General features: G+C 38.8%; 18 protein-coding genes. 4 read left to right on the top strand and 14 right to left on the bottom strand.

What is annotated here, in order from left to right:
- Positions 1–94 precede the first annotated feature (94 nt).
- The 7 genes from HGR01_RS33625 to HGR01_RS33595 all read right to left on the bottom strand — a co-directional run bounded on the left by HGR01_RS33625 (position 95) and on the right by HGR01_RS33595 (position 7,648).
- Positions 95–745, bottom strand: a complete 651-nt coding sequence (locus HGR01_RS33625) for a class I SAM-dependent methyltransferase (RefSeq protein ID WP_052335051.1) — start codon at positions 743–745, stop codon at positions 95–97.
- Positions 732–2,033, bottom strand: a complete 1,302-nt coding sequence (locus tag HGR01_RS33620) for an ABC transporter ATP-binding protein (protein ID WP_045868844.1) — start codon at positions 2,031–2,033, stop codon at positions 732–734. Before HGR01_RS33620 ends, HGR01_RS33625 begins: the two co-directional genes overlap by 14 nt.
- 272 nt (positions 2,034–2,305) lie before the next feature.
- Positions 2,306–3,142, bottom strand: a complete 837-nt coding sequence (locus tag HGR01_RS33615) for an ABC transporter permease (protein WP_045867977.1) — start codon at positions 3,140–3,142, stop codon at positions 2,306–2,308.
- 2 nt (positions 3,143–3,144) lie between these two features.
- Positions 3,145–4,104 (bottom strand): GDP-mannose 4,6-dehydratase, encoded by a 960-nt coding sequence (locus HGR01_RS33610; RefSeq protein ID WP_045867978.1) that lies wholly within the window; start codon positions 4,102–4,104, stop codon positions 3,145–3,147.
- A gap of 455 nt (positions 4,105–4,559) precedes the next feature.
- A complete protein-coding gene (locus HGR01_RS33605) occupies positions 4,560–4,940 on the bottom strand; it encodes a hypothetical protein (protein WP_045867979.1) in 381 nt (126 codons plus the stop codon).
- 470 nt (positions 4,941–5,410) lie between these two features.
- On the bottom strand, positions 5,411–5,836 hold the full coding sequence (locus HGR01_RS33600) for a hypothetical protein (protein WP_045867980.1): 426 nt from the start codon (positions 5,834–5,836) through the stop codon (positions 5,411–5,413).
- A 372-nt stretch (positions 5,837–6,208) separates the two neighbouring features.
- The gene (locus HGR01_RS33595) at positions 6,209–7,648 is read right to left on the bottom strand and encodes a glycosyltransferase family 4 protein (RefSeq protein WP_228045264.1); all 1,440 of its coding nucleotides are present in this window, start codon (positions 7,646–7,648) and stop codon (positions 6,209–6,211) included.
- A gap of 1,629 nt (positions 7,649–9,277) precedes the next feature.
- Here HGR01_RS33595 and HGR01_RS33590 point away from each other — a divergent pair.
- Entirely contained in the window at positions 9,278–11,476 is a 2,199-nt protein-coding gene (locus HGR01_RS33590) for a GumC family protein (RefSeq protein ID WP_309227614.1), read from the top strand.
- 142 nt (positions 11,477–11,618) lie between these two features.
- Here the strand turns inward: HGR01_RS33590 and HGR01_RS33585 are convergent, their stop codons facing one another.
- The 4 genes from HGR01_RS33585 to HGR01_RS33570 form a co-directional block, all read right to left on the bottom strand.
- Positions 11,619–12,173 carry a methylmalonic aciduria and homocystinuria type D protein gene (locus HGR01_RS33585; protein WP_045867982.1) on the bottom strand — a complete coding sequence of 185 codons (555 nt, stop codon included), beginning with the start codon at positions 12,171–12,173 and terminating at the stop codon, positions 11,619–11,621.
- A 586-nt stretch (positions 12,174–12,759) separates the two neighbouring features.
- On the bottom strand, positions 12,760–13,257 hold the full coding sequence (locus HGR01_RS33580; protein WP_045867983.1) for a phosphate-starvation-inducible PsiE family protein: 498 nt from the start codon (positions 13,255–13,257) through the stop codon (positions 12,760–12,762).
- Positions 13,258–13,552: 295 nt separating this feature from the next.
- Positions 13,553–14,017 (bottom strand): BON domain-containing protein, encoded by a 465-nt coding sequence (locus HGR01_RS33575; RefSeq protein ID WP_045867984.1) that lies wholly within the window; start codon positions 14,015–14,017, stop codon positions 13,553–13,555.
- A 329-nt stretch (positions 14,018–14,346) separates the two neighbouring features.
- Complete coding sequence (locus tag HGR01_RS33570; RefSeq protein WP_155538954.1) at positions 14,347–14,490, bottom strand: hypothetical protein; 144 nt, start codon at positions 14,488–14,490, stop codon at positions 14,347–14,349.
- Between the two features lie 88 nt (positions 14,491–14,578).
- Between HGR01_RS33570 and HGR01_RS33565 the strand changes: the two genes are divergently transcribed.
- Positions 14,579–15,997 (top strand): sensor histidine kinase, encoded by a 1,419-nt coding sequence (locus HGR01_RS33565; RefSeq protein WP_045867985.1) that lies wholly within the window; start codon positions 14,579–14,581, stop codon positions 15,995–15,997.
- A gap of 281 nt (positions 15,998–16,278) precedes the next feature.
- Here HGR01_RS33565 and HGR01_RS33560 read toward each other — a convergent pair whose 3' ends face one another.
- From HGR01_RS33560 to HGR01_RS33550, 3 genes are all read right to left on the bottom strand, one after another.
- On the bottom strand, positions 16,279–17,691 hold the full coding sequence (locus HGR01_RS33560; protein ID WP_045867986.1) for a DICT sensory domain-containing protein: 1,413 nt from the start codon (positions 17,689–17,691) through the stop codon (positions 16,279–16,281).
- Between the two features lie 600 nt (positions 17,692–18,291).
- The gene (locus tag HGR01_RS33555) at positions 18,292–19,788 is read right to left on the bottom strand and encodes a UDP-N-acetylmuramoyl-L-alanyl-D-glutamate--2,6-diaminopimelate ligase (RefSeq protein WP_045867987.1); all 1,497 of its coding nucleotides are present in this window, start codon (positions 19,786–19,788) and stop codon (positions 18,292–18,294) included.
- A 51-nt stretch (positions 19,789–19,839) separates the two neighbouring features.
- Positions 19,840–20,127 (bottom strand): glutaredoxin family protein, encoded by a 288-nt coding sequence (locus HGR01_RS33550; protein WP_045867988.1) that lies wholly within the window; start codon positions 20,125–20,127, stop codon positions 19,840–19,842.
- A gap of 150 nt (positions 20,128–20,277) precedes the next feature.
- On the opposite strand from HGR01_RS33550, the gene HGR01_RS33545 reads away from it, so the two are divergent.
- Positions 20,278–21,789 (top strand): phenylacetate--CoA ligase family protein, encoded by a 1,512-nt coding sequence (locus HGR01_RS33545; RefSeq protein ID WP_045867989.1) that lies wholly within the window; start codon positions 20,278–20,280, stop codon positions 21,787–21,789.
- Between the two features lie 287 nt (positions 21,790–22,076).
- Positions 22,077–23,480 carry a GumC family protein gene (locus HGR01_RS33540; protein ID WP_045867990.1) on the top strand — a complete coding sequence of 468 codons (1,404 nt, stop codon included), beginning with the start codon at positions 22,077–22,079 and terminating at the stop codon, positions 23,478–23,480.
- Positions 23,481–23,535: the final 55 nt, after the last annotated feature.

The raw sequence follows: 23,535 nt of genomic DNA, 5'->3' as shown, positions 1-23,535 counted from the left end.
AAGATTGTTTTAGTACATTTAGGCTTTTGTAGTATTTAAATGTAATGATAAATAACCTGATGCATTTTATTTTTAGAGAATTTGTGATTGATTTTTATTTTTTAGCTTCGCAAATCAGCATTGAGTCTGTACGAGTTTCTCTATTGTTCAATTCTGATATTTCACTGATACCCCATTGCACATTTCTTAATTCCTTAAAACCCACCTCGTATAATCTACGTTCTAGCTCTTCTTGATCATATAACCATTGATGTCCCCACGATCGAAATGCTACATTTATCATCTCCGCACGTGTTTGAATAAACTTATATTCTTTCCAGCTTAACCAATCTTGATTACGCCAGTTTTCAGAATTATATTTTTGAACTACATAATCAAGAGATGGCATTGCAATACGTAAAACACCACTTGGATTTAGTAATCGATAACATTCAGATAAAAAATTCAAGCCTTGTCCAATGTCTAGATGTTCCAAAAAGTGTTCATTATAAATTAATGAACAAGATTCATCTTTTAAAAAGGAAAATTTTTGAGATGCGTCCCAAATGATATCGGTAACATTAGGAACAAATGCTAAATCTATATTTACCCATCCTTGAAATTTAATATTTCCACAACCCACATTTAGTTGATAGGGATGCTGAAAATTTTTAATGGCATTATCAGCATTCTTAATAGCTATATGATGTTGTTTTTCCGTTGAAAAAGATTTTACTAAATTATATGCTTTTTTAATTACTTTCATTTGCTTGATTACATGATAATTTAATAGTTGAATTCTGGCTTTTAAAATCTATTTCCCATATAAAATTAGGGCGAACTGCGCCCATCCATTTACCATACCAGCTACCTGGTCTTTCAATGTCAGCAATTTCAAACATCAATATATTATCGTGATTAAAAACAACGATAGATGTATCTTTAACAATTAAAATCCTAACTCTATAAGTTCCATCATTTAAAAAATCACCAGGAATATGGCATATTCCTTTTATTAATCCCTGTGGAGAAACTTTTGATTCTGATACAGTATTAAAAATACAGATATCTTGAAGATCATAAATAACTAAACTTAAATTTAAATTTGCATCGGGTATGAAATTCCAATATTCAAACTCTAGCCGAATAGGAGTAGAAACATTCATTTCATCAGATGGATTTCCCGGCTCTGGACACACAGATACACGATGTAATCTGACATTATTGTTACCTGGCGCTTCCTTCTCTTTATCCCATACTTGTTCTGTTACTGCCGAAGCAGATTTAGCCAAATAATTAGATATTACAAAACTCGATAAGCCATCTTCTAAAACTTTGCCATTATTCATCCATATAGAACGATTGCATAGACTTTGCAAAGCCGTCATATTGTGACTGACAAATAATACTGTTCGGCCTTCTTTGCTAACATCATCCATTTTACCTAAACATTTCTTCTGAAACTGTGCATCTCCGACAGCTAATACTTCATCTACAATCAAAATCTCTGGTTCTAAGTGCGCCGCCACCGCAAACGCCAACCGCACATACATTCCGGAAGAATAACGTTTGACTGGTGTATCTAAAAATTTTTCAATCTCAGCAAACGTCACAATTTCATCAAACTTACGCTGAATTTCTGCTTTACTCATACCCAGAATTGCGCCATTAAGATAAATATTCTCTCGTCCTGTCAACTCTGGATGAAACCCTGTCCCCACTTCTAACAAACTTGCAACTCTTCCTTTAATGTTGATGCGTCCGGCTGTAGGTTCTGTAATCCTGCTTAAAATCTTTAATAATGTTGATTTACCCGCTCCATTACGCCCAATAATGCCAACTCTTTCACCCTGTTTAATTTCAAATGAAACATCCTTTAAAGCCCAAAATTCTTCTTGATTATTTTGGGCTTTATATTTGCTTTTAAACGGATTAAGTAAAGCTTTAGTTTTATAGGTAATCACATCCCGAATAGCAGTATAACGTTCCTGCTGCTGATGACCAATAATATATTTTTTACTAACTTTTTCAACTTTAATAATAGTTTCAGACATTGGCTTTTGATTGTTCCCTAGTTTTAAAGCCATTCGCAATTATTTTTATACTGCGGATGTTTCTGCTCAAAATCACGCTTCTGTTGCATGAATCGCTTAATAGTTAATATAAGTGAAGTAAGTTAGCAGGGAAATATATAACTATGTTGGATTTTTTCGTGCCTACTTACATCAGTGTTTTAAATGTAAATGAATCAACGCATAGCTATATTTCTTAGCCCAACTTTTTCAAGTTTGTAATTGGTTACAATAAATGCCTATTAGAGAAAATTTTATATCACATCTGCGAAGTTCTTTTCCGTCTTACGGAAATACCAAATGCCACTTATGAATAGTAATATTACTAACCCCAAAGATAAAATAAACCCAGGTAGATATAACTTTGCTTCACCACCTAAAATTGCCCAACGGAAACCATCAATCACACCTACCATTGGGTTTAAGGAATAAACAAACCGCCACTGTTCTGGGACAATACTACTGCTGAATCCGACGGGCGAGATATATAAGCCAAATTGCATAATAAACGGCACAATATAACGAAAGTCGCGATACTTCACATTTAAAGAAGCCAGCCATAATCCGACACCCATTGAAGCAGCAAAGGCAATACAAATAAATAATGGCAGTGTGAGAATTCGCCAGGTAGGAACAAAGTTATACCAAGCCATTAATCCCAACAAAATCATCCCAGAAATTAGAAAGTCTACAAAGCTGACTGCGATCGCACTTACAGGTACGATTAATCGAGGAAAATAGACTTTGGAAATTAGATTGCCATTACTAACTACGCTATTACTGCACTCTGAGAGAGCGTTGGAGAAGAATTGCCAAGGTAACATGGCGGAAAACACTAGGATTGGATAAGGCGCACCTTGAGAAGGTAACTTTGCTAACTGTCCAAACACGACTGTAAACACCACCATTGTGAGAAACGGACGAATGAGTGCCCAAGCAATCCCAATCGCCGTTTGTTTGTATCTCACTAAAATGTCTCGCCATGCTAAGAAGTAAAATAACTCCCGATAGCGCCATAAGTCTTTCCAATATTGCTGTTCTGTGCGTCCAGCTTCAATTACTAAACTGGGTTGATGAATGTTGTCTTTCATTGTCATGACTTAGCTAACCTTGCTTCCACCATCATCTGCACTACATCTTTCATCTTGTATTTCGCTTGCCATCCCAGGTTGTTTGCAGCCTTGGCTGGATTACCTCTACCCACTGCTAAATCTGTAGGTCGCAGGAGGCTATTATCTATAACAGTATGTTCTTGCCAATCTAAGTTGACTGATGCAAAGGCTGCGGCAACAAAATCCTCTAGTGAAGTACTTTCTCCGGTAGCAATTACATAATCATCAGGCTGTTGTTGTTGCAACATTAAATACATTGCTTCCACATATTCTGGTGCCCAACCCCAGTCACGTTGAATCTGCATATTTCCCAAATAAAGTTGCTCAGTACCACCTTGAGCAATGCGACAAGCAGTAGCCACAATTTTTTGAGTTACAAATCTTTCTGGTCGAAGGGGAGATTCATGATTAAACAAAATTCCCGAACAGGCGAATAAACCATAAGCTTCTCGGTAGTTAGCAACTTCCCAAAATGCAGTGGCTTTAGCTACAGCATAAGGACTTCTGGGACGGAATGGAGTAGTTTCATCTGCTGCCATTTCGCCAGTATCACCAAAACACTCGCTAGAACCGGCATTGTAGAGCTTGATCCGTTTACCTAAAAAGCGAACAGCTTCTAACAAGTTGAGCGTACCTGTGGCTATACTTTCTAAGGTTTCTACTGGTTGTCCAAAAGATAGACCAACTGAACTTTGCCCTGCTAAGTTGTAGATTTCATCTGGTTGGATTTTTGTCAGTACCTGTAAGACGCTGCGAAAGTCAGTTAAAGCCATTGACTCTAGCTTTACTTGCTCTCGAATTCCTAAGTGAAGTAAATTTTGAAAAGATGAAATTTGAGCATCACGGGAAGTACCGCAGACTGAGTAGCCTTGATTGAGAAGTAACTGCGCTAGATAGGCTCCGTCTTGTCCAGATATTCCACAAATAAGCGCTTTTTTCATTAATTTGTCTCACCTCATCAAAATTGATCGGCGGTTCCACATTTACAGCACAAAGGGCACAGCAATACTCATACGTGTCAACTTAAGCTAAAAGCTATATACGGCAAGTGTTGTACAAATACCTCGCGCCCTCATCCCCTAACCCCTTCTCCCGCAGGAGAAGGGGAACTCAATCTCTTGCTCCCCTCTCCTGGTGGGAGAGGGGCTGGGGGTGAGGGCGAAACCTTGCACAAGAGCGGGTTTCACGTTAAGTTGACATCAATGAGCAATACTGCGCCCCTACAAGCATTTGGGGATTTTATTGTAATTCTCTCAAGGCAATTGCAAAATTTAAAAAATTAAAAATTATCTGGATCTACATCCATCGCTCTTAATCTAATAGGGACACAAAAATTTGTGTCCCTATGGTTGGTTGAATAATAATAATTGATGAGTTATCAAGTCGTCGAGATATCTTAGATTGTAGCCGGACTTTCTGTGGGCGTAGATGTACTTACTTTGCGAGCATTCCGCTTACCAGTACGCTTGCGCGCACCCCCAGCCATCTCATATTCATCGCTACGTTTACCATATTTAGAAGCTACCCCAGTTAACATTCGCTCTGATAAATCGGCAAGCGATCGCTCTGCTTGTGAAACCAGAGTACCTGTCTGATCGGCGGCTGACAAAGCAATATTATGAGCCTCTAATTTTCTGCGTGTATCTTCAATTAATTCTAAAAATATTTCGACCGTAAGCCCATTTCCCAAATCTAGTGAGCCATCAATTGTCTTTAAACCAGCTATCCGACGCTGGGCTTTTTCTAAAATTACCGAAGTACGCTTTGGTCTTCCCATAGCAGTATGTCCATGTTTGAAAGGCTACACATAAGTTAACTTATGCTTAACCAATACGGAACTAGTGTTAATTGGGAATCATCAGCGATCAAATTTTCTGGGGAATTGCGTAAATTTCCTAACTTAATGGTTTTTTGTGGTCACAAATGCGACAAAACTTGTAAACACACGATTTTTTACCATAAAAACTTATTCAAAGCTGCAAATATTCGGCTCAAACTTATAAATGCTCCACCCTTCATAACAAAAATTAATCCAAAGCTCTAAAGATTCGACTCAAACTTATGAATACTCCACTTTTTACAATAAATGCTGTTCCAAATCGCTAAAGATTCGACTCAAACTTATAAATGCTCTATTTTTTCCAATAAAGCTTTGTTTATTTTGCATTTTCAGGTGTCATTTTGATCGAAGCCAATTATCTTTAAGCTTCTGCTTCGCTCAAAACGACAGATGTTTGAGTGTTTGCATTAGTATATAAACTTACAATTTTCAATAGTTCTGTAGCGAAGCATCCGAGCATTTCTACTAGTGAACTCCCCCACTGAAGGATTTCTGTGTGGATTAATTACCCCTGTGGCTTGTTGCCAAAGTTCTGGCGGTGCTACTGATAATTCATAAGTGGAATCGCCCTTACAAACGTGGTACCACTTAGTTTGTTGGCATTCATCACACCAAAAAGCTTCCAACCACTCACCGTCTATAGGAATTGCAGTTTTGGCTGCAACTAACATTAAGGCATCTAACCGCTTCATCCCTCGCTCTTGTAGCTGTCCAGCTCGTTCTGCAAACAACCCATATTTTTGACTCATGCTATTTAAATAGCACCCATGTTCTGGACAATATATGGCTCGTCTTTTAGAACGTTTTCGATTTCGATCACACCTTTTCTGCACTTCGGCCCTCCATATCAGTAGACATCAAACAAATCCACAAGAAGGTTGCGTTGAAGGGACTGAGATCATAAAGACCATCAAAGCCCACTTCTTAATCAACAGTGAGTTATTGAATTTTTAGAAGAAAAACTTGTGAACCAGTGCAAGTTCTAAGGAAAATGCTTCACTATCTCTTCTTTAGTAGCAGGTTTCCGTAATCCTACTTAAGGAAGTCTGCATTGACCAGTTTGTCAAACATAACTTTCAGAGTCAGCGTTCCTAAATGATAGATGCACTTTGTTTATATAGCCGCAAATTACGATTGTCAAGCCGAAGATGAAAGTAATTTAATACGTTTTTGGGAATTATGTTGCGTAATAATACTCAAAAGCGTTAAGAAACAGCTTGTCGGAGAACTCTTAAATATTGTTTAGCAATAATCTCGGGCGTAAAATGCGACTGCAAATACCGACGAGATGCCATACCCATGCGTTCTGCTAATTGTTTGTCACTGTTCAATAAGCGAATAAATTCAACTAATCCATAACTGTCACCATTCTCGAAACTAGCACCACATTGGGCATCTGCGATGATTTGCCTTAAATAAGAATACTCTGAACAAATTGCAGCAATAGGTCGCCCTGTTGCTAATGCTGGGTAAAGTTTGCTGGGTGCAACTAAACTTTCCATACCAGCTTCTACACTAACTAAGGAGAGATCGCAAGCTGTTAGAGAGTAAGGCAGTACTTCTTTATCTTGATAGGGTAAAAACAAAAAATTACTTAACCCAAGTCGATTGACTGCTTGGATTACACTGTCGTGTTTTGCACCACCTCCAATACAAACGAACTGAATCGGCTCATCTTGCAGTTGTTTGGCTGCTGCCAATATGGTGTCCATATCATGACACCGACCCATGTTACCCGAATAAAGAACAGTAAATTTATGAACTAAGTTATATTTCGTTGCAAACCAGTTATCTTTTTTGACCATTGGCACAATCAAGTCAGGATCTCCCCAACTGTGAATTACAGATACCTTATCTGCTACCTCTGGACAAACTGCCACTACCCGCTGCTTCATCGCTGGACTTAGCACCACTATTCCTTTAGCTTTTTGCCAAACCTTTTTATTTATGGTTTGCCAAAATCTTGCTAGCCAATGATTTTTAGGGATTACTCCTAAGGCGATCGCAATATCGGGATAAATATCATAAATTAAGCAGACATAAGAAAGCTTAAAAAACAGGTGAGCCAGATATCCCACAATTGGTAAAAATGGTGGGGCTGAGGTTAACAACACTACATCATGGCGACGGCAACATCTAACTAGATGCAGCACAGCACGCAAGGTAAACAAGATACCGTTGATCGCTTTACCACGAACTCGCCGCGACCAAAGTTGAGCAGTGCGCGATCGCCTAATTCTAACTCGACCTACTTGTTCTATGGCAGGAGCATAGGAAGTTCCAAACGCATACCCCGGCTGACCTGTAAACACCTCAATGTTTACTCCTTGTTTACCTAACTGTCTTACCAGTTCCTCAATCAACTGTCCTGTAGCAGCGTAGTCTGGGGGAAAAAACTCAGTAATCACAGATAATTTCAGCGGTTGCTCATACCAAGTTGTATTCATTGATAGAGACTGACTAGGGACTATTGAAGGCAGTACAAACTTGTTAAAGTCCTCCTCATTCTGCTCTTTTATATGATCGAAGTTAACTTTATCACTTAACAATAAGTCTCTATCAGGAGTAAAAAATTGCTGATTCTGAGCACCTTTGTTTGTCGAGATGGTTAGCAACGATTTCTTCAGCCATTCACTGAATGTCATTGGCTATATCGTCCTTTTAAAAGATTCCTAGACCAAGAAATAACCAAGAAAGCGATCGCAGCAATCGATTGCCTTAGTCGCTCTATACTTGCAGTTAAATTCTTTTATAAACGATGTTTGTATAAATTAGGGAAAAAACATAATTTTTTTGAATCTTTATTGCGGTTTTTTGTGAAAGAGTTTAATCAGGATACTTTCTAGCTTTGCTATGATCCAGAGCCAAGGTATTATGCATTAGCTAGATGATGCACCAGATAAATTGCTTGTTTAATTAATAAAAAATTGCAGTCAGCAGTTGTGGCAAAATTCACCATCGAGTTGATGAATCCAGCCTAAGTAAAATAACCGCAATGATTGGAATATTTTTTTGGTAACAAATTATTTTTAAATTTTACGTCGGTTATCGGTGAACAATTTTAAATCATATATACCCATGATACACCAAAGTATTTATACTGATTTTTTAATAAAATATTAGTATAATACTTCTTAAGTATTACTACTAACCGTGAAATCCACAGTGGTACTTTAAGCAAAATAATTAAATTTAAGAGCAGAGATTTTCTAGTTTTAACTGAGCTAAAGGATTTGAACCATGACTATAAAATTCTTGACGAATAGCTAATAGGCAAAATCGTTATGAGTTGAAAAATTTTCACTGTAGCCTACCCAAATATTTAAAGCTGTGTAAGGAGATTGGATAAAGTTATAATACCCACCTAAACCTAAAATTTTTTGACCCTTGACTTTTGTGAAAAACTCCGATTAAGTGTTATTGGCAGAAGACCATACCAGAAAAACTTATTATGCCTGTAAGAGCAGAGTTAGTAGAGATATCTTAAGCAATCCAGCAGACTAGTGACAATCAATCCCGCAATAAAATATCCTATAAAACTCCTGTTTGATTTTTGGAAATACGCCTAAGCTCTATGTAATTGAGGGTTGAATAATTTGTAATCAGGGTTTTAGTTCTGTTTTTGAAGCACGAGGCGAGCAAAATCTGCCTAGAACCAGGTAAGCCTGTAAAGGATTTTGTCTAAACATAGTGAAGAATTCCGAGACTGTCCATCTAAAGGAGGGAGAGGGCTAGATATTTATATCTCAATTCTTAGTTAAGTAATGTATCATATTTTATACTTAAAACTTCCTTGTATACTCAGGTTGACATTGGAAAGCCAGAATATACTTGCCTCAGTATAGCACTGTCCATATTATTACTAGACTGATTTTTAACTTACGTAAAGATACATATGCTGCTGACAAAGTAGTTAACTAAGCTAATCGGAACTAAGAGGAGACAGCCCCAAGCAATTTTAACCGCCTTTTGTTATAGCATCTAAATTTTGGTTGAGGTGCTTTTAAGTATAAATACTATTTTAGATATTCTCCTCTAAAACATTGACTAGTTGTCGTTAGGAGTCTAAAACAGCTATATAAATTATTTTTTTGAGCATTGATAGGGCAAAGAACATAAATGCCAACTCAAAACTTAATAATATGGGATTTACTTTAAGTCTAATATTTAGTTTTTCACTTATATATTTTACTTAACAAGTACAAGAGTGTATCTTACCTTTACTACAACCAGCAATGACCAATTTTACCTAGCTGATTACACAAGATAAATAAATGATGGAGAACAATTTAACTAAACCTTCAACTTACGAGCGCAATGGAAGTGCGATACACCAAGCATTTTCACCTCAGATTACGGCATGGTTTGACAAGGATAGTAATGATTGGGACTTACGACAATTCCTCAGTGTTGTACAGCGACGCATGTTGATTATTGTAGGAGTAGCAACTGTGGTCATGGCTGCTGTGGGCTACTCTACATTAAAGCAAAAACCTATCTATGAAAGTAATTTTCGACTTTTAGTAGAACCTGTAAATGAAGAGAAATCTTTGTCACAACTCACCATTGATCCTAGTAGCTCAGGTAAATCTGGTAGTTTAGATTACGAAAGCCAAATACAAGTTCTCAAAAGCCCAGAATTGATGATAAGCATTGTCAAAGAGATACAGAAAATTTATCCAAATATAAATTATGATTCTCTAATGGCATTGTTAACAATTCGTCGTTTAGGACAGACGAAAATTATAGAGGTACGATTCAAAAGTGAAGACCCTCGGCAGATTAAAGTAGTTCTAGATATCATTGCTAAATCTTATTTAGAATATAGTCTACAAAAGCGCCAAACCAAGTTAAGGCAAGGTGTACAGTTTGTTGAGAAACAACTACCAAGTATTAAAAATAGAGTAGATAGTTTGCAAAAAGAGCTGCAATTGTTCCGCCAAAGGTATGATTTTATTAGTCCAGAAGCCCAGGCAACACAAATTGCCAGTCAAGTGCAAGCCTTGAAAACCCAAAGATTAGCAATTGATCAACAATTAGCTATGTCTCGTGCCAGTTTTGCCAATATGAAAGGGGAACAAGGAGAACTAGCCGCGATCAGCAATACATCTGTATATCAACAATTAATTGCTCAGATCCGTCAATTAGACGCTCAAATAGCTGGAGAACAAACTCGGTTTCAAGAAGATAGCCCACCTATCCAAAGTTTAAGGCAGAAAAAAGAAAATTTATTGCCATTATTAGAAGAAGAAGCCAAGAGAACTTTAGGTGTTAAATTTGCTGAGATAGCTACTCAAGTTCAGACTTTAGAAGTACAAAGCCAAGAATTAAAGAAAGTAGAAATCCAAGTTGATCGAGAAGTTAAACTATTACCAGTTTTATCGCGAAGATATACAGAACTGCAGAGAGAGCTACAAATTGCCACCGAGAGCCTGAATCGGTTTTTAACTACTCGGGAAACGCTACAAATTCAGGTGGCTCAGACAGAACTACCTTGGGAGTTAATTCAAGGAGCATTTGAGCCTGGACAACCAATATCTGCTAATATTCAACGTAGCTTAACGTTAGGTTTTATTGCTAGTTTACTTTTAGGTGTTGGCATTAGCTTGCTACTAGAGAAGGTAGATAATACATACCATACTGCTGACAGTCTCAAAGAAAAAATCAAACTACCTTTGCTGGGAACTTTGCCTTTTGATAGAAAAATCCAAGATAGTCGATATCACAATTCTGAGAACAAAGTTTTGGAAAAAATCTTACCGAAAAATGTTTCCCGCAAAATGCCAAAAATGTCTCATATATTACAACGCCGCTCGTCTAGCGATCGCTATTACGGTCAAGGCAGATTTTGGGAATCTTTACAGGTACTGTATTCAAATATTCAACTACTCAGTTCCGATCAACCAATTCACTCTTTAGTTATTAGTTCAGCATTACCAGGAGACGGCAAATCTACAGTTTCATTCCAACTAGCCCAAATAGCAGCAGCAATGGGCAAAAAAGTACTACTTGTAGATGCTGATTTACGCCGACCCCAAGTTCATGAATTAGCCGATCTAAGTAACCTGTGGGGGTTAAGCAGTTTAATTTCCACGAATATCCCCATAGGACAGGTAATCAGGCAAATGCCAACGATGAACAACTTATCTGTGATTACTTCGGGGCCAATACCGCCCGATCCTGCAAGGTTGCTTTCTTCAGAAAAAATGAAGCAACTAATGGGCTATTTCAATAGAACTTTTGACTTAGTTATTTATGATATGCCGCCGATAGTAGGATTAGTTGATGCGAGAATGATCGCACCCTACACTGACGGGGTAGTGATGGTAGTAAGGTTAGACAAAACAGATAAATCGGGGCTAATGCAAGCTCAAGATAGTCTAAAACTCTCTCCCGTCAATATTTTAGGCATCGTTGCTAACGGAGATAAGACTAAGTACAAAGGCTACAAACATTACTATAAATATAGTTAAGCGAATTGAGCGTACAGCATATGTATGGGGCAAGAGTCAAAAATCAAAATTTTATTTGAGTTGTGATTTTTGACTCTTACATTTTTTACGGCGATGCTAGTGCCCTGTTTGTCCATCATTTTTATTCGCAGTTACTGATGATCTAGCTGATTTCTTGCCATCCATGCATGGGCGCTATGCTTTTAGTCACCCATTCAATCATGATTGGCGGAGCTTCGGAAATCAAGATGCTGGGATAGACTGCTGTCCCCCATTCTGGATGTACTAGTACACAGCATTTGTTTTTGATGACTGGGTAATTTAGCAAAGCTTTGACAACTGCTGTGTCGTCATGAGGAACAATTCCAGGATGAGAAAGTAGCGGATAGCCTGTACGAGGATCTATGAGGTCTGTAAAATAGCTGCGATCGCGTAGATTAAAAGCTAAATCAAAACCAAACCGCATAAACTTTTCTCGTAAGCGTTCTTTCTCTTCCTCTATGACAGGTGTACTTTCCTGTAATTGATACTGTGATTGTTGTAAAACAATCACTACCCATAAAGTTGACTGTTGCTTCCAATCTGGTAATATCCGTTCGCAGTTGGCACAGATATACCGACTAGGAGAATGAATTGAAATCTGAACTGCTTGTCCCGTTTTGCCAACCAAATGAATGGGACAGTTTTGTTTTGAACTGTAAACTGGAGGGTAGTTCACTAAATTGATTTGGTTTTTGCAAGTTTTTCAAGTTAATTCCTGCGATCGATAATAACTCTTAAAACTTCATAAAAATCATCAAACTTGCATAAAATTTAAGTTTCATTTGCTTGTATTGTGGATCAAGTTTACATTTTTAATCCGATTTTTATCTTTTATTAACCTATTACTAGCGAACTGACAAAAAATTTTTATATTTTCTGATGTAAATAGTTAACGACAACTACTTTCTAGAGAGTTTCGCTGCTAACATCCGAGAAACAAAAACTCACTAAAAAGCTGTAAAAATCTGCCTTTATTAGTCCTCCCATAACAAGAAATAGCAATTTGCACTGAAAATATGGTTTGAGATACCGGAGAAAGGGTTTTTCTTTACCTTTCTCCTAGCTCTTAGACTCGAATTGCAGGATAGAATCCTCAGGGCGATCGCACAATCTGGAGCATTATACCAACTTTTGATATAATTAGTTGGTATTAACTGAACAACCTATCAGGTGCGAACAGGACTAAAAAAGTTAAAGATTGGCTAGATAACTACAGGAAAAATAGCCAATTACCGATGACTCATCACTTTAGATCTTTGACTTTACAACTCAGGTTTTTCAGTCAATAACTGCGTGATTGTTTCAGCAATGTCAGGATTAGTAGTTTTGTCATGTTCAAAAAAGCGAGTCATCCAAGGTAAAGCTACTAAAATCCCTGCTAAAACTACTAAAAATATAGAAATACCTAGTAGTTGATCGCGGGGTATTTCTAGCACACCACGTAAAATTACCTCTCGCAAAGCTGAAACAATAGTAATTTCTACTGCTGCGCCTACAGATATGCGTTGTGCTTGTAGGTAATCGATTAACAAGCGGAATAACTCTACTAGAATTAAAATAAACAAAATATCAGATGTTACTTCCCGTAAATCTAATGGACGTAAAAAGGAAGTAAACATTTCTGTCAGACGAATCAGCATTACACAAAATAAGCCTAGACAGAGTGAGATAATAATAAAGTCTTGAAATATTTCTAAATTCCGTACAATTCTATCTCGTTGTAACCAATTATTTAACTCTATTATCAGGCGTTTTGGCATGGTACATCCCCAATTTATAGAATTGCATGTATTTATCTTAGAGAATGCAAATTTACAAATTGGTAACGAATAATCCAATACTTGTCGGTTAAGGGCAAAAGGGGCAAGAAAAACCTTTAACCCTTAACCTTTTACCTTTCCTCAAACCAAATTAAGAGTTGAAAATCATTAACCGAGCAGTATTGAATCGGATTCTGATCAAGAAAGTAGCTAATTTGTCATGAAAAACAGGACTTATATTTTTATAAGTCCTGTTAAGAATTATTAGACTCTTAATGGAAAACTGTCTCAGATTTTACTGAGCTTTTGCAGCTTTTGCTTCTACTTTTACGCTTTTAACACCTTTTTGTTCTTTGACTAATGGCTCAATCTTCTTGAGATCAGCCGTGGTGGGAACTGTCCCTGTGACTGTAACAACGCCGTCTTTGTCTTCAACTACTAACTTGCTACCAGGAATTTTTTCGGTTAACTTGCTGAGAATTAAACTTTTAGTAGCAGTTTCAGTAGCAGTAGTTTTGGTATTTGCAGCTGCTTCTTTGGTTGGAGTTTTGCTAGTTTCGGTAGTAGATTTAGCAGTAGTTTTAGTATTTGCAGCTGCTTCTTTGGCTGTAGTTTTAGTGTTGGCGGATGCTTCTTTGGCTGTAGTTTTGCTGGCTTCATTGGTGGTGGGAGTTTCTGATGCATTTTTGGTTGCATCTTGACAACCAAAACTACCAATTACCAGAATACTGCTGACTAACAAGGGTATGAGCTTTTTCATATCAATCTCCGAATTGACTACTTGAAGCGATTAATTAAGGTGTGTGTTATGTTGAGGAGCAAATCTTAAAAAACAATTAAATTTGAACTTACGCAAGTGCTAGTTTTCAGCACACAGGTGATTAAAATCTGAAACCCAGGAAACTTCTAAAGGCTAGGCTATTTTAGCCAACGCATAGAAGTACCAATTTAATTTCAGTTACGGCTACTAATGAGTCAGACTTGGCATACACTTGATGGTTTTATATCGTCACAATCTAAATACCCAGTAGCTGTCCTCCAAGGTAGGCTTGATTCATGTCTCTCATTAGAAGATAGATGTTATCAGATCTAAATAGCTTTGGCACTAAATTGCCCAAAATTTAATAATATTTCATTAGTGATTTTCATAAATGTGGCGATCGCTCTTGGTGAGTTGATCTCAATCTCAGGGGAAATCGCGCCTAGATTGTTCGGTTCTACGACTGTCGCCAATACACAAATGGCTATAACCTCGTAAGTAAGTAATGAAATGCTTAACCTAGCTGTTATTAGTCGCTTTCCAATCAAGGGGTGAAAACCTGTGTACGAATGGATATTGCCAAGTCTGAAGGAAATCTTAGCTGAGAATCAGTCACCTCTGACTGAGTGTTCATCAGCCAAAGCAGAATGGCAGTGGCGTATCAGCTTGGCAGCAACAGAACATCTGCTGATCAATTCTTTAGCGTCTGCTGCACCTGATAAAACCCAAGGATTAGTTTTAGCTGCACCAGCACCCCTGTTTAGCCAAGCATCACTCACTCAAAGCTTACAAACTCTAACTTTTACAGCCCAGCCATTTAATCCTTTGGCGTTGATGCCATTTGAAATGCCGATCCCCCTAGAAAAGGTAGAGGACGCTGCTTCCCATAAATCAGTATTACGCTTATTGCCTGCCGATCCTCTAGGGACAGAACAATTCTGCTTAGTTTTTACAGATAAATTTAGATTAGTACTAGTGTTGGCTGAACAAAAGAACGGCCAAAAAACATTTTTATTTTCCTTTGAACCAGAGGTAGTACAGCAAGCTTGGCTAGCTGTGGGTGCGAGGGTAATGCTAACTAACCCTGATTTTTACGCCGATTTGGATGCATTAGTACAAAAGTATGCTGTCGTGCCTCCAGATTACCGTACTGTCATGCAGTTTAGTCAGTTTTTACTGCAAGAATTCGCAGAACCAGAACAATATAAAGAGAATATTCCGACTTCACCACCAACACCCACCCCCGCCTCTTCGCCTACTCGTCCGGATGTAGAATTACTGCAAGCATTTGCTCATGAAGTTCGCACTCCTTTAACCACTATTCGCACCATGACTCGCTTACTATTAAAGCGGCGAGACTTACCGGCGAATGTCATCAGTCGCTTAGAAGTGATTGATCATGAGTGTACTGAGCAAATTGACAGGATGGAATTGCTGTTTAAAGCCGCAGAACTAGAGACATCTAACTCGGTGAAATCTAACCACACTCAACTAACACCGATGTCTCTCGATCAAGTTTTGCAGCAGAGTATTCCCCGTTGGGAACAAGCTGCAACTCGACGCAACTTAACTTTAGATGTGGTGTTACCCCAACAATTACCAACGGTAGTTAGTAACCCAACAATGTTAGACAGGGTACTAACTAACTTGATTGAGAATTTTACTCGCAGCTTACCTGCTGGTAGTCATATTCAAGTGCAAGTGATTCCTGCTGGTGATCAACTGAAGTTACAATTGTCGCCGCAATTTCAGTGCCAAGATACTACTAAAGCGCCGACACCGACAACGCCACCTATTCGCAAAGCCTTGGGTCAATTGCTGATGTTCCAACCGGAAACCGGTACAATTAGTCTCAATATTGCGGCAACCAAACATTTGTTTCAAGCCATTGGTGGCAAACTCATAGTGCGTCAGCGTCCGCACTATGGGGAAGTGATGACTATTTTCTTACCTTTGGAAGTTAGCACTAAGCAATGGTAAATAGAACGTTGCAATTAAAGATAGCTGGTAAGGGCTGTCATTGGTCATTGGTCATTGGTCATTGGTAAGGGTTTCAAACCTATTTACGTTTCGTAACATAGCTTGGTTTATTTACACCGACTTACTTAATACGCAATTTCAGATTTTGCGGAAGTTGAACCAGTGCGCCCTTGCGGGTTCCCCGACTTGTAGCAACTGTCTTCCAACTTTCCTTGGCGTAGCCTCTCCCTTTGGGAGAAGACGAATTTTGGATTTTAGAGTTGAGATTTTTAATTCAAAAATTAAATGACTGGCTGATCTTGAACACGCGCTAAACTAACTGTAAACGTTGAGCCTTCAGCTGGTTTACTTCTGACGGCAATTGAGCCACCGCAACGCCAAATTAACTGCTGTACAACTGTTAATCCCAAACCTGGGCCGCTAGATTCATCTATTGTCCCAGAACGCACGCGGTAAAAGCTGTCAAATATTTTGGAAATTTCGGTTTCGGCTATGCCAATACCTGTGTCGCGAAATTCTAATTGTACAAAATTGCCTTGCACGCGCGATCGCACCCAAACTTGACCGCCACTCGGGGTAAATTTAATACTGTTATGTAAGAGATTAATCACAATTAGTCGCAATCCCCCAGCCACACACCACACATACGGCAGTTCTGTGGGTACTGTATAGGCTAGCATGATGCCTTTTTCTTGAGCTACGGGCTGGTATGTACTGACTATACCAGGCACAATATCTGCAAGACTGACCGCTTCTAAGGTGGTATCTTGCAAATTACGCTCTAAATTGACTAAATCTACTAAACCATTAATTAAAGAATTTTGGCGATCGCATTGGCTATTTAACATTTGTAAATAGCGTTGCCGTTGGGGTGGTTTGAGGGTAGGAGAATTTAACAATGACAGCGCTGTTTTCATGTGGGTAAGAGGTGTACGCAACTCTTGACACACATTACTCAAATAGTCATCTTTGGCTTTTCCTCTGTTATATAGTTTTTGATTTTGCTGTTGCAACTTGGTAGTGCGCTTTTTAATTTGTTGTAGGTTAATTTCATCTTGTCGCTGAATTTGCTTGACCAAAAGCTGATTCATGAGTGTAGATTCAGGCATACTGGGGCAAAGAAAATCAGTCGGCACAATTGGCGATGATTCTGCTGTGCTGGCTTTTCTAATGCCATCTAGTACTTGCTGAACTACTCTACCTTCAACAGTATTGATCGCTAGTAAAGGTGTAGCTTTATTGGCATTTACCTTTTTTAATATTGGGTTCCTGCGTCTTTTAAGGGGTCGATAAGCCAAAATTAAACTACAAAACTGTGGCGACAAAATTATAAAAAAGTATTCCCGTTGTAGTTGCCTATTTGGTAATAACTTAATAACTTGATTATTCAGTGCTGGACTCAGGGATCTATTCCTTCTCTCTTCCCCTTTCCGCCTCTCTTCCATCTGACAGTTATAAATCACAACAGACACATCAACTGCAGATTGATAACGCTCTAATTCTGAATACCAAATTTTTCCAGGTGGTAGCTTTACCCATAAAGTCGCGGCAATTTTCTGTTCAATCAGCAAGTCAATTTGTGACCTAACTAGTGATAACAGAGCCGCCGGACTGAGAGGCAATGCTTGAGGAGGCGCTTGCACTCCCGCAACCAAATGATAAACAGACAGATCCTGAGCCAGAAAATCATTCATGAGTCAAGCACAAGAAGGAAAAATGAGGAAGGATAAAGGACATAAATAATTCTGCCTTTGCTTTTCACCCTAATATTTACCTTTTTTACGGAAAATCTACAAAATTTAATATTTATCAAGAAATATGGAATATAAATTGTAAAACTAATGGAGTGTATCATTTACCCTATAAGGTGGCAAGTATATATGGGTAACAATACATTGAGAATTTATTAGTTTTATCATTAATTATCTTTTGATTAATTTAGATATGGATCAAAGGTGTTTGCTGTTTGGTGTTTTTCAGAGGAAATAGGAAACAGGGCATCATCTTGAATGATTTATTTCTCTTATAGGAGACTTCCAGAAATTAAATTATTCCATCAGTAAGGTTAAAGATTTTCAATGAGGAATTTGGTTTAGGGAAAAGGTGTACCCCTGCGCTTCAGCAAGCTACGCGTAGCGTCTGTGCAGGAGAAAGGGTAAGGGTTAAAGGTTTTTTCTTGCCTTTTTCCTCTTCCCCTTTTGCCCTTAACCGATAAGTATTGCCTTGCTTCCTCTGCACCCCTGCACTCTGGGAAAAGAAATGCAGGGAATTTAAATTTATAAAAAGCGGCGGTTTTATATCTTCAGTCTTGCTTGTAAAGCTTCGCGTGCGTGTTCGCGGTCATCAAAGTGGATTTTTTCTGTCCCGAGAATTTGGTAATCTTCGTGACCTTTACCTGCAAGTAAGACACCATCGCCTGGCTGCGCTTGTAAAATCGCCGTACGAATGGCGGTAGCGCGATCGCCTATGACTGTAGGATTTAAAGTTGCGGGAATTCCTGCCAGAATATCTTGTAAAATCTTTTCTGGGTCTTCGGTGCGGGGATTATCAGATGTCACTACAGCTACATCTGCTAATTCAGCGGCAATTTTTCCCATTTTCGGACGCTTAGTGCGATCGCGATCGCCACCACAACCAAATACGCAAATCATTTTACCGGGAATAAACGGACGCGCCGCTTTAAGTAAATTCTCTAAACTATCTGGTGTATGGGCATAATCGACAATCACGCTAATGTCTTGATTAGCAGCAATCTGCACTCTTTCCATCCGTCCGGGAACGCCAGGAAAATCAGGAATTGCAGCTGCAACAAAGTCTAACTCTAAACCCAAATGTAAAACTGCACCTACTGCTGCCAACAAATTTTCTAAATTATATTGACCCACTAAAGGTGAACGAAAAGCTACATTCCCTTTTGGTGTATGCAATGTACCGCTAACACCATTCGGTTCGTAATTTAAATCGCTCATCCACAAATCAGCGTTAGTATGATTAACGCTGTAACTCCAAACTTTGTCTGCACCTAAAGAAGCGATTAATCTTTGACCATAAGCATCATCAGCATTAATTATCGCCCTGCCTTTAAGATAATCTGGGCTAAACAATAATGCCTTCGCCGCGAAATAATCTTCCATATCGCGGTGATAATCTAAGTGGTCTTGGGTGAGATTGCTAAATACCCCCACCTCAAACTCACAACCCAAAACTCGACCTTGGGCTAAAGCATGGGAACTGACTTCCATCACCCCAAACTCACAACCAGCATCTACTGCTGCTGCTAGTTGCTGTTGCAGTTCCACCGCAAACGGCGTAGTGTGAATAGCAGTTTCTGCAAAACCAGGCCAGCGAGTGTAAAGAGTACCCATCAAGGCTGTGGGTAAATTTTCCTTGCTTAAAAAATATTCAATCAGGTGAGTGGTTGTAGTTTTACCATTAGTCCCAGTCACACCCACAAGTTTGAGTTTTCGCCCAGGGTAACCATAAAAAGCACTGGCTAATTGAGCACAAGCTTTCGTCATGTTACTAGCACTAACGACAAAAGCCTCTGGTGTGGGAGGATTTTTTTGCACAGCTTGAGGAGAGACAATTGCACCTACAGCACCCAATGCGATCGCACTTTGCCAAAATTCTCCACCATCTACCCTAGTTCCTGGCATTCCAATAAACAAATCTCCCGAACCGCAAGCATGAGAATTTGTTTTCAAGCCTTTGACTTCCGCATCCTCCAAAGCCGGATGGTTTGGCAATTGCTCTACACTGTCTATTGCTGCTAGTAATTCCCGCAGTTTCATCTTGTGAACCTCGTCACACACTATATCTTGCGTTTATTGTGCATTATTTTACTAATTGGACAAATACTTATGCAGCATCTGCTCCAACTGCTGCACACTAGCACGAGGAGAAGGGCGTGGCAAAGGTTTTTCTATTAAGTTTTCCTCTGTGTCAACTGTGGCTTCACTTTCAGAGAAATATAAAACCGGAACTTCATACTGGTAAGCTAAAAACCAATCATCACGAGTCGTAATATCCCGCAGTTCTAACTCAAAACTAATATTTTGAATTTTTTCCAGCTTTTCCTGCAAACCCTCGCATAAATGACATCCCGGTTTCGTATATAAAATCAATCGCATTTACTTCCTTCCCTAATTAAATTCGTAATTCATAATTCGTAATTCGTAATTAAATAAGAGTCAACAATTGTAGAGACGCGATTCATCGCGTCTGTCACACATTATTTCCCCTTCCCCCTTCCCCCTTCCCCATTACCCCAATCCCCAACCATGCACAAATCCCAAAAAGCAATCACAGCCTTTCAAGATTTTTTATCTACTCCCCTAGAAACACTATTACAACAACATCTTGCAACTTCCGCACAAGCAACAGCTTTAGCTTTATTTCAAGATGTAGCTGCTAATGTACCAGCATACAAAGCTTTTCTAGCAGCAGAAAACATTGATGCGGCAACTATCCAGAGTTTAGCGGATTTCCAAAAATTGCCTGCGATCGCCAAGGAAAATTACATTCAGCGTTATCCTTTAACTGATTTGTGTCGTCATGGACAGTTGTCGGAATGTGACATGATTGCTGCGTCTTCTGGTTCCACTGGTAACCCGACGTTTTGGCCCCGCTTCTTCACCGATGAATTGCAAATCGCCACCCGCTTTGAGCAAATTTTTCACGATAGTTTTTCTGCAGATACCAAACGTACCTTAGCGGTGGTTTGCTTTACTTTGGGTACATGGGTAGGGGGAATGTTCACAACAAATTGCTGTCGTTATCTCGCTAGCAAAGGTTACCCTGTGACGATGATTACTCCTGGTAATAATAAAGATGAAATCTTGCGGGTTGTACAGGAGCTTGGGTTAGGATTTGAGCAAGTGGTTTTGTTAGGATATCCACCATTTTTAAAAGATGTGATTGATACAGGCATTGCCCGTGGCGTACAGTGGCAGCAATATCATATTAAGTTAGTGATGGCGGGAGAAGTATTTAGTGAAGAATGGCGCAGTTTGGTTGGGGAACGCATAGGTTCACAAAATCCCTGTTACGATTTCGCATCGCTTTATGGAACTGCTGATGCAGGTGTATTAGGAAATGAAACGCCTTTGAGTATCTGCATTCGTCGTTTTTTAGCACAACATCCCGATGCAGCCAAAGCATTATTTGGGGAATCTCGCTTACCAACGCTAGTACAGTATGATCCCATCAGTCGATTTTTTGAAGTTGAGAATGGCACATTGCTATTTTCTGGAGACAATGGCATTCCTTTAGTGCGTTATAACATCTTAGATACAGGCGGCATCATTAGTTATGATGCCATGCTACAGTTCTTGGCAGAGTGGGGATTCGACCCATTGCAAGATGAAAGCCTAGCTACCGACATTCAGCTAGCCAGAGGAATTCACCCCTTACCTTTTGTTTATGTTTTCGGACGCTCTAATTTTACAGTTTCTTACTTTGGTGCCAATATCTATCCGGAAAATGTCACAGTTGGTTTAGAGCGATCGCCAATTCCCCAATGGGTCACAGGTAAATTTGTATTGCAGGTCAAAGAAGACGCAGACCAGAACCGCTTATTATCTGTGGTGGTAGAGTTAGCACCGGGAGTCGAGGCTAGCGAGGAAAAAAGAAATGCGATCGCAAACTCAATTCTCTCTGAACTTCTCCGCCTCAACAGCGAGTTTGCTAACTACGTTCCCAAAGAATATCAAATGCCACAGGTTGCATTAGCCCCTACTGGCGATCCAGAATATTTCCCCATAGGCGTAAAACATCGTTATACCCGCAAGTAAAGTAATTCCTAACTACCAATTACCTATCCTATCCACTTGGTTATCCAACTGGATAGTTTCATGATTGCCAGGATACTATCTAATCTAAGCGTGACAATAGCCATGAGATAGTGTTGGCGATCCCCAATACTGTAAGAAAATTTAATCAGCACGTGTCAATCAAGTGCATGTAACCAAAACCTATGTATACAGGTATTTTCAGGCAATAAGCGGAGCCGAGTTATTGATTGCATAACACCGTTTAGCCTCTGGAACTCCACAATTTCCTGACTTTTAGAGGATTTTTCATGACTAATTGGATAGAAATCTCCACCGGATATTCTGGTAAATTAGGCAAATCAACAGCAAATAAGGGACGTTGGCAACCTTATTTTTTTTTAGGGATCACTACCAATTTAGTATTTTGGCTATTAGCTTTTTGTTATTTACTATTTACATCACCAACCTATACTAGTAAATCGGCTATCAATTTACCAGGAGCAGGTTCCAACGCCAATGTTAATTTACCAGGCATTGGACAAGCTTCTTATGAAAATTCATCTCCATACTCTTATAGTTCTACACAAGATCCGCGAGAAAATTATAAATTTATTGCTGGCAGTGAACCTGTACTTAAGGTTGCATCTGCTCAACTTAATATGTCTTTAGAAGAGTTTGGTAAACCGAGAATTAAAGTATTAGATAATACTACCATCATGGAAGTTGAGTTCCAAGGTAAAAGTCCAGAGGAAGCACAGAATAAATCTGTAGCTTTCTACAAAGCTTTAGAAGCAAGGCTTAATGAATTAAGAACTCAAGAAGCCCTAAAAAAAGACTTAGGTATTCAAACTTCACTCAAATCTTCACAAAAAAAATTACAAACTGCCCAGAAACGACTTTCGGATTATAAAGCTAGTTCAGGTTTAAACTCTGAAGAACAACTTAAGGAACTCACAACCAATATTGAAGAACTACGCAGACAAAAAGCTGAAATTTTGGCTCAACAACAGCAAGCTAACACTAGGTTGCAACAATTATCCGCTAATTTAAAACTATCTGCTCAACAAGCTACACAAGCTTTTGTTCTACAATCAGATCAGATATTTCAGCATAATTTAAAAGATTATAGCGAAGCTAGTGCTTCTTTAACTGTATTGGAATCAAAGTTTTTACCAGATCATCCTCAAATTATTGCAGAGCAAGACAAGCGAGACATGGCACTAAAAGCTCTGCTCGAAAGAGGCAAATATCTTTTAAAAGAACCAGTCACCCTGGCTTTTCTTAATCAATTAAACCTAAGTAGCAATAATAATGGTAATACTGCTCAGGATAGCTTGTTTCAACAAGTAGTAACAGTTCAAGCAGATCAAAAGGGACTAACATCTCAAGCTCACGCTATAGAAAGACAGATTACTCAGTTAGAAACTAGACTCAAAAATCTTGCACAGCAAGAATCCAACTTGGATGCATTAAAACGAGATATGCAAGTTGCAGAAGCAGTATTTTCCACTACATTAACTAGGCTTGATATCGGTAAGTCCAATGCTTTTGGTTCTTATCCCTTCATGCAAATTGTGAATGAACCAAGTTTACCTGATAAGCCTAGCTATCCTAAAAAAGAATACGTTTATATTGGTGCGACTGTTGGTTCAATTTTATTAACATCTGGAATATTTTTACTCTCACTGCGCGCTCGTCATCAGCAAAAATAATAGCCTTTATAGAATTAGCAATTATATGTTACATAAAATCAGTTCTAAGAAATTT

The organism is Tolypothrix sp. PCC 7712, from assembly GCF_025860405.1.
GTDB lineage: Bacteria > Cyanobacteriota > Cyanobacteriia > Cyanobacteriales > Nostocaceae > Aulosira > Aulosira diplosiphon.
Note: the sequence above shows the minus strand (reverse complement) of the source record. Positions and strands in the feature narration are given on the sequence as shown.

Excerpts from the sequence above, each read along its gene's own strand:
- HGR01_RS33580 (WP_045867983.1), bottom strand. The coding sequence starts at position 13,257 with ATGCCAAAACGCCTGATAATAGAGTTAAATAATTGGTTACAACGAGAT.
- HGR01_RS33620 (WP_045868844.1), bottom strand. The coding sequence starts at position 2,033 with ATGTCTGAAACTATTATTAAAGTTGAAAAAGTTAGTAAAAAATATATT.
- HGR01_RS33540 (WP_045867990.1), top strand. The coding sequence starts at position 22,077 with ATGACTAATTGGATAGAAATCTCCACCGGATATTCTGGTAAATTAGGC.
- HGR01_RS33555 (WP_045867987.1), bottom strand. The coding sequence starts at position 19,788 with ATGAAACTGCGGGAATTACTAGCAGCAATAGACAGTGTAGAGCAATTG.
- HGR01_RS33610 (WP_045867978.1), bottom strand. The coding sequence starts at position 4,104 with ATGAAAAAAGCGCTTATTTGTGGAATATCTGGACAAGACGGAGCCTAT.
- HGR01_RS33560 (WP_045867986.1), bottom strand. The coding sequence starts at position 17,691 with ATGAATGATTTTCTGGCTCAGGATCTGTCTGTTTATCATTTGGTTGCG.
- HGR01_RS33595 (WP_228045264.1), bottom strand. The coding sequence starts at position 7,648 with ATGACATTCAGTGAATGGCTGAAGAAATCGTTGCTAACCATCTCGACA.
- HGR01_RS33590 (WP_309227614.1), top strand. The coding sequence starts at position 9,278 with ATGATGGAGAACAATTTAACTAAACCTTCAACTTACGAGCGCAATGGA.
- HGR01_RS33545 (WP_045867989.1), top strand. The coding sequence starts at position 20,278 with ATGCACAAATCCCAAAAAGCAATCACAGCCTTTCAAGATTTTTTATCT.
- HGR01_RS33605 (WP_045867979.1), bottom strand. The coding sequence starts at position 4,940 with ATGGGAAGACCAAAGCGTACTTCGGTAATTTTAGAAAAAGCCCAGCGT.
- HGR01_RS33615 (WP_045867977.1), bottom strand. The coding sequence starts at position 3,142 with ATGAAAGACAACATTCATCAACCCAGTTTAGTAATTGAAGCTGGACGC.
- HGR01_RS33550 (WP_045867988.1), bottom strand. The coding sequence starts at position 20,127 with ATGCGATTGATTTTATATACGAAACCGGGATGTCATTTATGCGAGGGT.
- HGR01_RS33625 (WP_052335051.1), bottom strand. The coding sequence starts at position 745 with ATGAAAGTAATTAAAAAAGCATATAATTTAGTAAAATCTTTTTCAACG.
- HGR01_RS33575 (WP_045867984.1), bottom strand. The coding sequence starts at position 14,017 with ATGAAAAAGCTCATACCCTTGTTAGTCAGCAGTATTCTGGTAATTGGT.